Consider the following 14,149-nt stretch of genomic DNA (forward strand, 5'->3'; position numbering starts at 1 on the left):
TCCCTCCCGGCGCCGCCGGAACTCTGCTAAGCCCCTGCCCCGATGATCGAGATCAGGCAAACGCCAGCGGGCGGAAATCTCAAAGCGTTTCTCGGCGTCGTCGACAGCATCTACGCCAGCGACAAGAGCTACGTGCGGTCGTTGGACTTCGACCTTTCGGAGCGACTCCACCCGAAGAAGAACCCTTTCTTCGAGCACGGCGACGCGACGCTCTTCACGGCGCACCGCAACGGCCAGTGCGTCGGACGCATCAGCGCCAGCGTGGATCACGAGCACCTCGATCGTCACAAAGATGCCACCGGTTTTTTCGGCTTCCTCGACACGGTCGAAGACCAAGAGGTCGTGACGATGCTCCTTCGCGCGGCCGAAGATTGGCTGCGCGGCCGCGGCATGAAGACGGTTCGCGGGCCCTTCTCGCTCTCCATCAACGAAGAGATCGGGTGCCTCGTCGAAGGCTTTGACTCGTCGCCGATGATCATGATGCCGCACCACAGGCCCTACCAAGGTGGCCTCATCGAGGGCGCCGGCTACACGAAGGCCAAAGACGTCTTCGCGTGGAAATACGTCGTCGGCGCCCTCAACACGCGCACGAAGCGAGCGCACCAGGAGGTCCAGGCGATGCCCGAGGTCACCTGCCGCACGCTCAGCCCCAAAGACCTCGACCGCGACGTGACGCTCGTCACGGACATCTTCAACGACGCTTGGGCCGAGAACTGGAGCTTCGTGCCGTTCACGCGCAACGAAGTCCGCAAGATGGCCAAGGACTTCAAGCTCATCTTGGAGCCCGAGCTTACGCGCATCGCCTTCATCGACGGCGAGCCGGCGGCGGTGGCCGTGGCGCTGCCAAACATCAACGAGCTTATCCCCGACTTGAACGGCAAGCTCCTGCCGCTGGGCTTCGCGAAGCTGCTCTATCGCCTGAAGGTCCAGGGGCCCAAGACTGCGCGTCTCGTGATCCTCGGCATCCGCAAGAAGTTCCGCTTCAACCGAAAGTACGCCCCGCTGTCGGTGTTCCTCTTCGGTGAGCTCCACGAGAGCGGCAAGCGCATCGGCATTCAGTGGGGCGAGCTGGGCTGGACCCTCGAGGACAACGGCCCCGTGAACGCGGCCATCCGCGTCATGGGCGGCGAGGTCTACAAGAAGTACCGCGTCTACGAGCGCTCGCTCGCGGTCTGAGGGGGCCGAGCGCTGCTGGCGAAAGGCTCCGGCGAAACCGGGGCGAACCAAAGAGGAGTCTCATCGTGCGCGTATTGGTCACTGGCGGAAGCGGCTTTCTGGGCAGCCACGTCGCCGAGCAGCTCGCTCGCGCGGGGCACACGGTTCGGGCGCTCGTGCGGCGCTCTTCCAACAGGAAGTTCTTGGAGACGCTCCCGGGCGTCGAGTTCGCCGAAGGGAGCGTCGAAGACGCGGCCCGCGTCGAGGAGGCCATGAAGGGCGGCATCGACGCCGTGATTCACTCCGCGGGGCTCGTGAAGGCGCGCGGCGAATCGGAGTTCTGGGCCACCAACGTCGATGGCACGCGCAACATCTTCGAGGCCGCAAAGAAGCACGCGCCCGGCCTGAAGCGCCTGGTCTTCGTCTCGAGCCTCGAGGTCTCGGGCCCGGCGGAAGACGGGAGACCCGTTCCCATCTCGCAAGAGACGCCCATGTCGGCCTACGGCCGCTCGAAGCTCGAGGCCGAGCGTTTCTTGAAGTCGCACAAGGACGAGCTGCCCATCACGATCTTGCGGCCAACGGCCGTCTACGGGCCCCGCGACAACGAGATGGTCGAGGTCTTCCGCTCGGTCTCGCGCGGCGTCTTGCCCATCAGCGGCGACGGCTCGGCGAAGCTTACGTTCATCTACGGCCCCGATTGCGCCGCCGCCTGCATTCGCGCCATCGACGCGAACGTCCCGAGCGGCGCTGCCTATTTCATCAGCGACGGCGAGATCTACGTCCAGAAGGACGCGATGGTCGGCGTCGAAGCGGCGCTCGGGAAGCGCGCCTTCGTTCGCCTCGGCGTGCCCTTCCCGGTGCTCGACGCCGTCGCCGCGGGCGTCGAGGTCTACGGCAAGATGCGCAACAAGGCCGTGATGCTCACGCGCGAGAAGGCGAAGGTCATTCGCAAGTCGTGGGTGTGCGGCATCGACGAGACGACGCGCGACCTCGGATGGAAGCCCGAGACCATGTGGCGCGAGGGCACGAAGCTCACGGCCGATTGGTACAAGCGCGAAGGCTGGTTGTAGGCCGCGCTCGACCCCCGACGCGCCATCAGCAACGGCGCGACGCGGGTTACCGACCGACGGCGATCTGGAAGTTCATCTGGCGATCCCAGCGGCTGTCGCGCACGAGGATCTTGCCGCCGGGAACGACGGGGGCTCGAAAGCGCGCGACGCCGAGCTGAGCCACGGCGCCACCCGTCAACGTGTAAGGCCTTCGCCCGGCGCGACGCGAGCCGTTCGCGCCCGCGCGACGATCTTGAAGTTGCCATCCACGACGAGCACGCGAGCCGAGCCCGGGAAGTCACCGCGGACCTCGACATCGAGCTCTCGGCGCTCTTCGCCGAGCGCGAGCGCGACCCCTTCAAAGGGGATGGGCCCCGAGTAGCCGGGCGCTCCGGGCCGGTAGGCGAGCTCCGCGACGCCTTCCGCGGTCAGGGTTTCCTGGACGTGCGCCAGCGAGCGCAAGTCAGCGCTTGAGAGCTCCGCTTCGTCGTCTGCCTCAGCAACCTCTGGCGAGCCGGAGCAGGCGACGGCGGAAAGGGACGTGCACGCCATGGCGAGGGCCAGCAGAAAACGCATGGCCCAACCCTGACACAAGCCTACATGTAAGCAAGCGCCATCGTGGCGCTCTCGGCTTATGCCGCGCTCAGTTGATGACCGAGGGGCAGCCGATGACGATCTGAACGTTGGCGCCGAGGTCGCTCGACACGTCACCGCACGATTGGCCGTTCAAGATGACTTTGGTGGGGTTCGAGGGGTCGTCGTAGCTCCACCCGTCGACATCGTCTTGCGGGATCAAGTTCTGATCGCCATTGCCGTCGGTCCAGACGACGTTGATCTGGTCGGGATTAATCGACGACGCACCGGCCTCTTCGTTCAAGACGATGTTGAACTCGCAGCCCACGGCCAGGCCGCGGATGCGGTTGATGGCGTTGATGAACTCTTGCTTGAGTTGGTTGATGGGCTTGCCGTTCGGCGTGACCTGAAAGTGGCAGACGTTGGCGATGTTGGTGGCCGCCGGGTTGCACTGCGGCGAGGCGCGCGTGCCGCCGGCGACAGCGACGTCGCCCATGAACTTGGGATCGTAGGAGAAGGCGCTGCCCGGGAACGGCCCGATGCCGACGGAGAAGGTCTTGATGGGGCCCTTGGGTGCCGGGATCGAAAGGCTGTCTTTCGCCGCGGTCACGCACTGGGCCTGCTCCGTGGAGCCGCCGTTGGGCACGCCGTCGCTCATGAGAATGACGACCTTGCGCGAGAGGTCGGCCGGCGCCGCGGGCGGGACCTCTTTGTAGTTGAGAAGGACGCTGTAGCCGCCCGAGAGCGCGAGGAAGGTGGGCGTGCCGCCGCTCGCGTTGGTGAGGTTGATTCGGTCGACCAGCTTCTTGTGATGACTCGCCGTGACGACCTGCGGGTAGACGTCGTTCGAGCCCGGGTACGGTCCGCTGCCGTTGGTCGTGTCGTTCTGGTCTTCGTAGACGATCATGCCGACGACGACGTTCGGGTCGTTCTTCGCGAGAATGTCGTCGAAGACGGCGTTCAAGGCCTGGACGGCGGCGGTCCACTTGTTGTCGCTATCCATGCTGCCAGAGCCGTCGAGGACGAACTCGAGCACGACCGGATCGGTCGACGTGGCCGCGCTGGCCGTCGCGCACGCCGCCTCAAAGATGTTGAAGGCGTCCTTCTTCGTCGTGTTTCCGGCGTCTTCGAAGATGCCGGGATCGCCCGCCTCGGCGGTCGCATCCGGCTGACCGTTGCCGTTGCCGGGCCCGGTACGGTTCGCCGAACTACACGCCGGCACCACGGCGGCTCCTGCTGCGAGCAAGGCGGTGGCAGACACAAGCGAAGCAATCTTCTTCATCCGTTCGGTCTCCTGATGGCGCGGCGAGGGCGTAGCCACCTCGGCCCCTCCCTTTCGGGAAGCGGCAAGGCGTTACACGCACCCCACGCCGCTGCAAGCGGCTCGCACGGTCTATGCTGCCGCCAGTGGGACGTCAACCTACCCCAGCCCGCCGGAGACGGGTCGGAGACCGAGGGGGGCCCTCCCGTTTTGGTCTTTTCCGACGCTTGCAGCCCAACCGTTGAAATTCCCCACCAGGGTCGCGGGTTTGAGGTGGGCGCCCCCGTTGACCACGCCGCACCGCGGAAAGGCAGGAGGAAAAGAAGCTCGCGACTTCCCGCCGGGCCGTCCCGAGACTAGGTTCGTCCCCCCGCCCTCTCTATGGGGCAAAACGCCGTGCCCTCGCGACGCGGCGCTTCGCTGTTCTCTCACGCAAAGCTCACGCAAAGTCGAACATGCTCACCTGGGCTCTCAAGAAACTCTTCGGCACCTCGCACGAGCGAGAGATCAAAAAGCTCCGTCCCCGCGTCGAGGCCATCAACGGCTTCGAGCCGGTGATCTCCAAACTGTCGGACGCCGAGCTCAAGGCCAAGACCGCCGAGTTCAAGCAGAAGCTCGAGAACGGCGCGACCCTCGACGACATCCTCCACGAAGCCTTCGCCGTCGCCCGCGAGGCCGGCAAGCGCTCGCTCCGGATGCGGCACTTCGATGTGCAGCTCATCGGAGGCATGGTCCTTCACTCGGGTTGCATCGCCGAGATGCGGACCGGTGAGGGCAAGACCCTCGTGGCCACGCTCGCCTGTTACCTGAACGCGCTCGAAGGCCGCGGCGTCCACGTCGTCACCGTGAACGATTACCTCGCGCGCCGCGACGCCGAGTGGATGGGACGCCTCTACGGCTTCCTCGGCCTTTCGACCGGCGTTGTCGTGAACTCGCAATCCGACGGCGAGAAGCGCCGCGCCTACAAGAGCGACATCACCTACGGCCAGAACAACGAGTTCGGCTTCGACTACCTGCGCGACAACATGAAGTTCAGCGCGCTCGACTACGCGCAGCGCGAGCTCAACTTCGCCATCGTCGACGAGGTCGACTCGATCCTCATCGACGAAGCCCGCACGCCGCTCATCATCAGCGGCCAACAAGAAGCGTCGAGCCACAAGTACCAGACCATCAACGAGGTCATTCCGCGCCTTCGCAAAGACGAGCACTACACCGTCGACGAGAAGGGCCACTCGGTGGCTCTTACGGAGGAAGGCATCGAGAGCGCCCAGAAGCTCATGGGCGTCACGAACCTCTACGATCCGCAGAACCTCGAATCGCTGCACATCCTAAACCAGTGCCTCAGGTCCCACTCGCTCTACAAGCGCGACGTGAACTACCTCGTCACCGATGACGGCAAGGTCCTCATCATCGACGAGTTCACGGGCCGCGTCTTGCCGGGCCGCCGCTGGTCCGATGGCCTCCACCAGGCCGTCGAAGCCAAGGAGAACGTGCGCATCCAAGAAGAGACGCGCACGATGGCGACGATCACCTTCCAAAACCTCTTCCGGCTCTACCGGAAGCTAGGCGGCATGACAGGAACGGCCGACACGGAAGCGTCGGAGTTTCACTCGACCTACAAGCTGTCGGTCATCTCGGTGCCGACCAACAAGGGCATCGGCCGCGTCGATCACGAAGACGTCGTTTACAAGACCGAGAAAGAGAAGTTCGCGGCGCTCACGCGCGAGATCTTGGAGTTCCACGAGCGCGGCCAGCCGATCCTCGTGGGCACGACGAGCGTCGAGAAGAGCACCGCCATCGCGAAGATCCTCACGAAGCAGGGGATCCCGCACGCGGTCTTGAACGCGAAGCAACACGAGAAGGAGGCCTACGTCGTCGCGCAAGCGGGACGCAAGGGCGCCATCACCGTGTCGACCAACATGGCCGGCCGCGGCACCGACATCATCCTCGGCGGCAACGCCGAGATGCTCGCCAAGCTCGAGTTCAAAGAGCAAGGGCGAGACCAGGATCTCGATCCCGAGGGCTACCTCAAGACCGTCGAGAAGTACGAGGAGCGCGGCCGCGCTGAGGGCGAAGAGGTCAAGGCCGCCGGAGGCCTCCACATCATCGGCACCGAACGCCACGAGTCACGCCGCATCGACAACCAGCTCCGCGGCCGCGCCGGCCGCCAAGGAGATCCCGGCTCGAGCCGCTTCTACCTGTCGCTCGAAGACGATCTCATGCGCATCTTCGCCGGCGACAAGGTGAAGTCGCTCATGGAGCGCATGGGCATGCCCGACGACGAGCCCATCGTTCACCCTTGGGTAACCAAGTCCATCGGTGACGCGCAGTCGAAGGTCGAAGCGCGCAACTTCGACATCCGCAAGCACCTGCTCGAATACGACGACGTCATGAACGAGCAGCGCAAGACCGTCTACCGGCTGCGCCAACAGCTGCTCGTCGGACGCTACTTGCCCGAGGTCGTCGACGACGAAGGCAAGCCGACGGGCGAGCTGCGCAAGATCGCCGCGAACGACGAGATCCGCGAGTCGATCAAAACGTCGGTGCGGGACATGGTTCTCTTCTTCGCCGAAACGGCCGACGGGGCTCCGCGCCCCGAGACCGTGGAGCAGGTGAAGTCGCTCCGCGACTTGGACGAGCTCGTCCAGCACGTCTACCAATTCTGGGGCTACAAGTTCGACCCGAAAGACGGCGACCGCGCCGCGCCGCAGAAGCTCTACGAGCGGCTCCACACGGAGCTGGCGCAGAGCCTCACGGAACAACGCGAACGACTCCTCGACCTCATCGACGCCGTGCTGAGCGCGATGGTGGAAGAGAGCTGCCCACGGAACGTGCCGCCGGAAGACTGGAAGTGGGCCGAGATGCGCGACTCCTTCGCCGAATATTTCGGCGAGAAGGCGCCCGAGGAGATCGAGCAACTGGCCGACCCGGCCGACGTGGCCCACGCGCTCTACAAGGCCGCGCATGCCGTCCTCGAAGGCAAAGAGAAAGACAAGGACAAGGGCATGGGCCTCGAGCTCTTGCTCCGCGTCTTCCGCATGATCTACCTGAACGAGATCGATCGTTCGTGGGTCGAGCACCTCACGAGCATGGAGCACTTGCGCGACGGCATTGGCCTGCGCGGCTACGGGCAACGCGATCCGAAGCAGGAGTACAAGAAGGAGGGCTACGACCTCTTCGTGAACATGATGCTCGCCTCGTCGAGCAGCGTCATCACGCAGGTGTTCAAGGCTCAGGTGCAGCGCGAGACCGAGGTCGACGAGCTCGAACGCCTCGAGCTCGAGCGGCATCGCGCCGCGCTCGAATCGGTGCAGATGCGCCATGGCAGCATCGTTGACGGCTCTCCCGCCGACGGCGACGACGGCTCGGTGCCGCCGCCGGCGATGCGCAGCCGTCCGCCGCAGGCGCGCGTCTCGCAGAAGCCGGCGCCGAAGGTCGGACGGAACGACCCCTGCCCTTGCGGCAGCGGCCAGAAGTTCCGTCAGTGCCACGGCGCCGCTCTTGAGCCTGAAGGCGGCGCCGACGACGCCACTCCTTGAGCCTTCCCTAGACGCTTCCCTCGAAGGACGGAGTGCGACGCCAAGTCGCTGAAACAACTCGCATGAGTGCCAACCGGTGGGTGAGCCGGTTGGAGCGCAACTGAGCCCTGGCCGGTTCGTTCGTGCCTGCTACATTCACCTACAACATGCGCACCGCGTCGCTTTTGCTGGGACTCCTTCTCGTCGGCTGCAGCGGCGGCCCCTCAGACGAGGGTCCCGCCGAAAGTAGCGATGAGGCGAACCTCGAGACTCGCTCCTTCGCCGTGACGATGGCGTCGAGTGGTGCGTCCCTCACGCTCGACGACGCGCCGCGGCTCAAGGCCGGCGCGAGCGGCAAGCTCACCTGCTCGGGGAAGTTCGAAGGCGTGGCTGGCGAACGCTGGAGTTGCAAGCGAGGAACCGAGAAGCTCGAGCTGCTTCATCGTCCGTCGAAGGACGAGGCGACGCTGCTCTACAAGTCGGGCAACTCGCCGCGCGAGACGTTCCGATGCACGAAGAGCGGCGATGAGCTGCGATGCAAGACGGCCCAGCGCGCGAGCGGCGGGCTTGCGTCGCCGTTCCCTTCTACGGTCAACGGCGTGACCATTCCCAACGCGCACGCCATCGACGGAGCCTCCTTGCTCATGCGCGGCATGGCGCCCAAGGCGCCGCAGTTCGATGAGCTCGAAGCGGCCGGCGTGAAGGCCGTCTTGATCTTCAAGAACGCGACCGGCAACGGCAGCGACGTCGAAGACGAACAAGCTGAGCTCGCTCGTCGCGGCTTCGATGCGGCGCGCGTTCATCACGTCCCCTTCCGCTGGAAGGAGATCGCGTCCTTCAAGGAAGCGTGTGAACAGACGGTCGACGCGCTCGCATTTCTGAAGAAGCAGGAAGCCGCGCGCAAGAAGACGTTCTTCCATTGCACCGTGGGCGAAGATCGCACCGGCATGCTCGCCGCCATGGCGCGGCTCGTCCGCACCCCAGGCGCTTCGGCGAGCGAGCTCTTTCAAATGGAGATGTGCGAGCGCGGCTACGGCCAAGGCAACCCGCAGAAGCCTTTCACGGTGACGCGTGCCCTCGATGAAGAGCTGACGCCGGTTTATCGGAAGCTCGCGTTCCTCGTGAAGAGCGGCGCCATCACGGCGTCGAACCTCGACACCAGCGCGTGCGCCAACGACCCCGAAGGCACCGCCGCCTTCGACGACGACGAAGAGCTCTCGCCGACCGGATTCCGCTGCGGGACGTCGACGGCGTACTGACGCGAGCGCCAAGCAGGCGCGCTCTCCGGGGAAGAATCGGGCCCGAAAGTGGGCAATGTGCCGCTCGTCTGTCAGGATCCGGTGTGTCCATGCAGGGCACCCCCACCGGTCCCACTCCCCCGTCGTCGAAGGCGCAGCACCCCACGCGCCTACCGGTGCGCATCATCATGGTGGCAGCCCTGCTCGTGGGCGTCGGCCTCAGCGTTCTCACGCTCGGACTCAAGAAGGGCGGGTTCCTCACGACGAGCGATGTGGGTGGTCTCTCCGAGATGGCGGGCTTCCAGGCGATGCTCCGGCCGCTCGACGCGTGCTCGTTGGCCTACGCCGAACGAGACAAGCGCGGTGCGCGTGCGCATCTGGAGTCGGTCTTCGTCGAGTCTTGTTCGCGTGGCAGCAGCGGGGGCGTCGACACCGTGGTCGTCAAAGTGCCGCGGTACCGCGGCGTCGGCTTCACCATGAAGCGTGCGGCGCCGAACGAGACCTTCAAGATCCTGGTGGAAAAGGACGAGGTCGTCTTCCAAGACTTGGTGGCCGCATTGACCGACATGACGCCGCGCGTAGTGGCCGAATTTGCGCCAAAACTGGCCAGTCAGAGGGCGTCGGGGGCGGCCTTCCAGCAACAGACCGATGAGCACAAGCGCCTCGAGCAGGAGCGAAAGGCAAAGGCGGGGCAGTCCTACCCGACGCGCTGAGGCTTGGCTCTACGAACTTCAGCGGCCGCGGCGACCGTGGTACACCAAGGGACATGAAACTGGCGCAGGTGATCGCACGGGTTGGTCTAGCTCTCACTCTTGGCGGTGCGGTCCTCGGGACTGCGGCCTGCGGCGGCCCCGGCGCACAGACAGCGAAGATCAAGCCCGCCGACATGCCGGAAGGCGAGACCTGGACCGGCGTCTACTTCCACCCGGTGTACGGCTACCTCCACATGGAGGAAAACGAAGCCAACATCCGCGGCAAGTGGAAGCGAACGGACCAGAGCGGCTGGGGCGAGCTCTCCGGCACCAAGAAGGGCAACGTGGCCCACTTTACGTGGAAGGAATACAAGTCCGGCGTCGTTGGCGGCGCCCAGACGGGCCGCGGGTATTTCGTCTACAAGAAGACCGAAGACATGGAGCAAGCCCAGCTCAAGGGCGAATACGGTCTCGGCGGCGATGAGGTCGGCAGCCCCTGGGATTGCGTCAAGCAAGCCCGCATGACGCCGGACCTCAAGAGCATCGGCGGCGACACCGGAAGCGCCGTCCCGGCCTCCGGCGGACTCGACTGAGCGAGCGATATGCCGGTCCCGCGCGCTCGGGCAGGTGACCCGATGGTCGCGGGTCCGCTTGGCGGCCTCGCGCTCTCGGTCGTAAAGCCTCTGGCGCCGATGCTCGCGTTGCGAGCGGCCCGGTGGCAGGCCGACCTCCTTCGGCTCGGCGTGCGCCTTCCCTTCTTCATGGTGCACGACATCGGCCTGCTCTACGCCGCCGAATCGGAGCAACGCACCCTCGGCCCGCGCGTCGTGCCGGAGAACCTCGGCAGCGATCCCGGCGCGCCTATCGCGCTCCGCACGCCCGCGCTGATGCGAATGTACGAGGAGTTCATTCGTGAACTGGAGCGCGGCGAGCAAAGCCACCGGGCCCGCTCACTCCGCCTCGGCGACGCCTTGCTTGTGGTGCTCCTCGCGCGCCTCTTGGGCGGCGTCGCCGAGCGCGATACGAGTCGCGCCGCTTGGGTCGCGCCTCCTCTGGACCTGGACCTCTATCGCGATCTCGACGCGCAGCTGCCGGCGCTCTACGCGGCGCGGGGCCGCGCCATGGAGCTGCAGTCGCTGGCGGCGTTGGAGCGCTCGCGGCTGCACCTGCTCACGGCCGCCGACGCCGTCGACCTCGACACGCTGCGCCTCTTGGGGATGTTGGGCCCCGAATCCGGCGCCGCCGGCGCCCTGGCGCACGTGGATCTCTTGGCGGCGCTCGGGAGCCCCGCCACCAACGACATCGTCAACTTCTCGCTCCAGCTCTTGCCGTCGATCCTCGAGACGCGGCGCACCCACGCCGCCGGTACCCACGCCAGCGACGGCTACGCGGGCGTTGGCACCAAGGGCTCCATCGACTCGATGGTCCTGTCGGAGCTCGCCTGGGACGACGACGAGTTGGCGCGTCGCTTCATCGAAAACGAAGTATTGTATTATGCACGCGAAGAGGCGCGCGAAGAATCGCGGCGGCTGCACTACGTGCTCGTCGACGGCTCGGCGTCGATGCGCGGCGACCGCCAGATCTTCGCGCGCGGCCTCGCCATCGCGCTCGGCAAGCGGGTCTTGCTATCCGGCGAGGAGGTGCTCTTTCGCTTCTTCGACTCGCGCCTCTACGAGCCCCACCGGGCCCGCGGCTCGCACCTGCCGGTGGCGCAGATCTTGGGTTTCCGCGGTGAGCGCGGGCGAAACCCTGCGCGGGTCTTCGCGCAGCTTGCCACCGAGCTCGCGCTCCTAAAGAGCCGCGAGCCGCGCGACATCGTGGTGCACCTCCTGACGCACGCCGCGCTCCACGTGCCGCGACAGCTCATCGCCGATCTCAAGGTGAGCGCCCACGTCTTCGGTGTCTTCATTCTGCCGAGCGACGGAGTCCTCGACCTCGACTACCTCGATCTCTTGGACCAGCAGGCGGTGGTCGATCACGCCACCTTGACCAAGGAGACGGCGCGCGCTCAAGCGGCCGTCGAGATCGTCGGCAACGCCGCCGGCGGGCCGCCCTCCCGAGCGTCGCGCGAGGTGCGCACAAGCCTTCCGCCCGCTTCGCTTCGCCGCTGATCGGACGGCGCCGCGGGACCCAAGGACCGGGCAGCGGCCCGTGTCGAAGAGCCTTCGAGGAGGCGTGCATGCGTCTTTCGTGGATCGTGGCTGCGTGGGGTGCGTTCATGCTGGCGGAGCCTGTCGCGCGCGCCGAATCGAGCGGGCCAGCGGCCGCTCCCGACGCGGCGCGGGCCGCTGACTTGGAGGGCAGGACGACTCGAGCAAGAAAGCAGCTGGGGGCCAAGGCGCCCGTCGTCGTGGTCGACGACGCGTTTGTGATCGCGGCGCCGCCCGGTCATGACGCGGCCCTTCGTTCGAGCGTGGCCTTCACACGCGACGTGCTCGCGGCGCTCGTGAACGGCCGCTTTCGAAGCCTGCCCAAGGCTCCCGTGTCGGTGATGCTGTTCTTCGATCGCGACCGCTACGAGGCGTATTGCAAGAGCGCTCTCGGCGAGGCGTGCATCTCGCGCTTCGGGTTCTTCCGCCCCGACTTGCGCGCCATCATCATGAACGCGGGGCCCGGCCTCGGCACCCTCTCGCACGAGCTGGTTCACCCGCTCTACGAGCTCGACTTCAAGGACGGCCCCACCTGGCTCAACGAAGGCATCGCCTCGCTCTACGAGGCGCCGGCTTTGGCCAAGCGCGGCGAGATCCGAGGCGTCACCAACTGGCGGCACCCGCGTCTCGCAGCGGCGCTTCGCTCGAAGACCGAGCGCGAGCACGCGCGGCTCGACGTGCTCTTTGGCATGAGCGACGACACCTTTCGCGGCGACCGGGAGGATCTGAACTACGCGCTCGCGCGCTACGCGTGCCAGTGGCTCGAGAGTCAGGGCAAGCTTTGGGAGTTCTACGCGCGCTACCGCGATGGCTTCGCCGCCGACAAGACGGGCGAGAAGGCGTTCCGCGAGGTCGTCGGCAAGACGCCCAAGGAGAGCCACGGCGATTTTTCAGAAGTGGGCGCTGGCCCTCAAGCGCTCGTGACGCCTAGCGATCGCGTTTGCCGCGACGGCGCATGCCTTTGACGATGCGCGAAGGATCGCGCGGCGCCGGCGTGGCCGCCGCGATGGCGGCGTTGACGCGGCGCACGTCGTCGGCGAAGCGGCCTTGAAGAGCGCGGTCGGAGACGCTCTTGCCGATGAGCTCGCGGAGGTGCGGATCTTTGGTGACGGCGAGCGTGGCGAGGGTGTCGAAGATGATCACGCCGAAGCGCGCGGCGAGCGCTCGCGGTGCTACGGCGATGGCGTCGACGAGGGCCTTGTACCCGGGGTAACGAGAGGCGGTCCGCGGCGCGTCGTCGAGGAGGCGAAACGCTTCCGCGAGGCGCGTGGCCACCAAGGCGCCGTCGTTCAGCTGCGAGAGCCACTCGGTCCTGGTAAGCGCGAGGAGCACGGCGGCGGCGTGGAAATAGCCATCCATCCAGCCGGCGACGCCTTCGAGGAGCGCCTCGCCGCGCCGAGCGCCGATGGCGGCAAGCGCTGGCGGAACGGCGTCGCGCACGCGAAAGCGCATGTCGTCGGCGAGCTCATGGAGGATCGGCAAGAGCTTCGCCTCCGCGCGCGGATCGCTCGCGGCGCGGAGGCCATACGCTGCCGTCGCGCAGACCGGCACGAACTCGAGCACCGTTCCGCCGGGCGCTTCGTCGGGATGAATGGACGCCATCCTTCGAAGGAGCGCGTCGACGGACTTTCCGCGCGCCGCGCACGATTCAGCGAAGGCGTCGACGATGCCTTGGTTGATGCGCGTGCCGGGCAAGCCCGAGACGCGGCAGAGGAAGTAGTAGAGCGGCCGCTCATTGCCTCCGAGGGCGGTGTCGATGTGGGCTTCGAGGGGGCGGGCGTCGGTCATGGCGCTTGCAGGTGAGTGGGGACGGCTTGGGCGGGGACCGAAGCGCTCTTGGGGACGGCGAAGAAGAAGCCGACGACGACGGCCATGGCGGTGAGCCCCAAGGCGAAGAGGCGTTGCGTGCCGGCTGGTGCCACGAGGCGCGCGTTGCGACGGCGGACGGCGAAGGCGCCGAAGACGGCGTCGAGCGCGATGAGCGCCACGAGGGCACCGGTGGCGAAGGCGACACCGGACATGGAGAGCACGCCAAAGGCGACGATGGAGGCCGCGAGGATGGCGCCGGCGGCGGAGTGCTCGGCGTAGAAGTGCCCGCCGCCGAAAGGAACGAGGAACGCGAGGACGAGGGCGAAGGCGGGCCGCTTCTGGGCGAGGGCCGGTGCATCCGCCTCCTCGCGCCCCTCGCTCGCGAGCTCCGGCGGCGGCAACGGACCGCGAAAAGGCGTCTCCTCGGTGGGCTCGGCGCGCAGCGCTTCGAGCGCGGAGGTCGCGAGCTCGAGCTGGCTGCGCCGAACAACGATGCGGATGTCGAAGGGGCTGTAGAGGTTGCGCACGCCTTCGGGGCTGCTGCCGCGCGTCTCGACGTTGAGCTCGTGATCGCGAAGGAAATCCAGCGTCATCCTCGCCTGCATCGGATCGTCGAAGGCGCAGATCTGCACCCAATCGTCTTCCGCGGGCGCCGTCATAGGCCCCGGGTAGCACAGGCGGCGGGCCACAGCCACGCCCCTCGC

The 14,149-nt window shown here is 66.6% G+C and carries 12 protein-coding genes; 8 read left to right on the forward strand and 4 right to left on the reverse strand.

Annotated elements, in window-relative coordinates; genetic code table 11:
* The first annotated feature begins 42 nt into the window (after positions 1-42).
* Together IPG50_09380 and IPG50_09385 are read left to right on the forward strand one after the other, a co-directional pair.
* Positions 43-1,176, forward strand: a complete 1,134-nt coding sequence (locus IPG50_09380) for a hypothetical protein (protein MBK6692401.1) — start codon at positions 43-45, stop codon at positions 1,174-1,176.
* Positions 1,177-1,241: 65 nt separating this feature from the next.
* Positions 1,242-2,225, forward strand: coding sequence for an NAD(P)-dependent oxidoreductase (locus tag IPG50_09385; protein ID MBK6692402.1), 984 nt, complete (start codon positions 1,242-1,244; stop codon positions 2,223-2,225).
* A gap of 174 nt (positions 2,226-2,399) precedes the next feature.
* Here the strand turns inward: IPG50_09385 and IPG50_09390 are convergent, their stop codons facing one another.
* Positions 2,400-2,780: a hypothetical protein gene (locus IPG50_09390; protein ID MBK6692403.1), complete on the reverse strand. Its 381-nt coding sequence runs from the start codon at positions 2,778-2,780 to the stop codon at positions 2,400-2,402.
* Positions 2,781-2,847: 67 nt separating this feature from the next.
* Positions 2,848-4,059 (reverse strand): VWA domain-containing protein, encoded by a 1,212-nt coding sequence (locus tag IPG50_09395; protein MBK6692404.1) that lies wholly within the window; start codon positions 4,057-4,059, stop codon positions 2,848-2,850.
* 434 nt (positions 4,060-4,493) lie between these two features.
* Here IPG50_09395 and secA point away from each other — a divergent pair, with 434 nt between their 5' ends.
* The 6 genes from secA to IPG50_09425 all read left to right on the forward strand — a co-directional run bounded on the left by secA (position 4,494) and on the right by IPG50_09425 (position 12,601).
* A complete protein-coding gene (gene secA / locus IPG50_09400; protein MBK6692405.1) occupies positions 4,494-7,577 on the forward strand; it encodes a preprotein translocase subunit SecA in 3,084 nt (1,027 codons plus the stop codon).
* 122 nt (positions 7,578-7,699) lie between these two features.
* Positions 7,700-8,815 (forward strand): tyrosine-protein phosphatase, encoded by a 1,116-nt coding sequence (locus IPG50_09405; GenBank protein MBK6692406.1) that lies wholly within the window; start codon positions 7,700-7,702, stop codon positions 8,813-8,815.
* 89 nt (positions 8,816-8,904) lie between these two features.
* Positions 8,905-9,507 (forward strand): hypothetical protein, encoded by a 603-nt coding sequence (locus IPG50_09410; protein MBK6692407.1) that lies wholly within the window; start codon positions 8,905-8,907, stop codon positions 9,505-9,507.
* A 53-nt stretch (positions 9,508-9,560) separates the two neighbouring features.
* Positions 9,561-10,079 carry a hypothetical protein gene (locus tag IPG50_09415; GenBank protein MBK6692408.1) on the forward strand — a complete coding sequence of 173 codons (519 nt, stop codon included), beginning with the start codon at positions 9,561-9,563 and terminating at the stop codon, positions 10,077-10,079.
* 42 nt (positions 10,080-10,121) lie between these two features.
* Positions 10,122-11,597, forward strand: coding sequence for a hypothetical protein (locus IPG50_09420; GenBank protein MBK6692409.1), 1,476 nt, complete (start codon positions 10,122-10,124; stop codon positions 11,595-11,597).
* Positions 11,598-11,665: 68 nt separating this feature from the next.
* Positions 11,666-12,601 (forward strand): hypothetical protein, encoded by a 936-nt coding sequence (locus IPG50_09425; GenBank protein ID MBK6692410.1) that lies wholly within the window; start codon positions 11,666-11,668, stop codon positions 12,599-12,601.
* Here IPG50_09425 and IPG50_09430 read toward each other — a convergent pair.
* Together IPG50_09430 and IPG50_09435 are read right to left on the reverse strand one after the other, a co-directional pair.
* Entirely contained in the window at positions 12,564-13,424 is an 861-nt protein-coding gene (locus IPG50_09430; protein MBK6692411.1) for a hypothetical protein, read from the reverse strand. The genes IPG50_09425 and IPG50_09430 overlap by 38 nt on opposite strands.
* The gene (locus IPG50_09435) at positions 13,421-14,104 is read right to left on the reverse strand and encodes a hypothetical protein (protein ID MBK6692412.1); all 684 of its coding nucleotides are present in this window, start codon (positions 14,102-14,104) and stop codon (positions 13,421-13,423) included. The genes IPG50_09430 and IPG50_09435 overlap by 4 nt, the downstream gene beginning before the upstream one ends.
* Between the last annotated feature and the right edge of the window lie 45 nt (positions 14,105-14,149).

Source organism: Myxococcales bacterium, assembly GCA_016703425.1.
In the GTDB taxonomy this organism is placed as follows: domain Bacteria; phylum Myxococcota_A; class Polyangia; order Polyangiales; family Polyangiaceae; genus JADJCA01.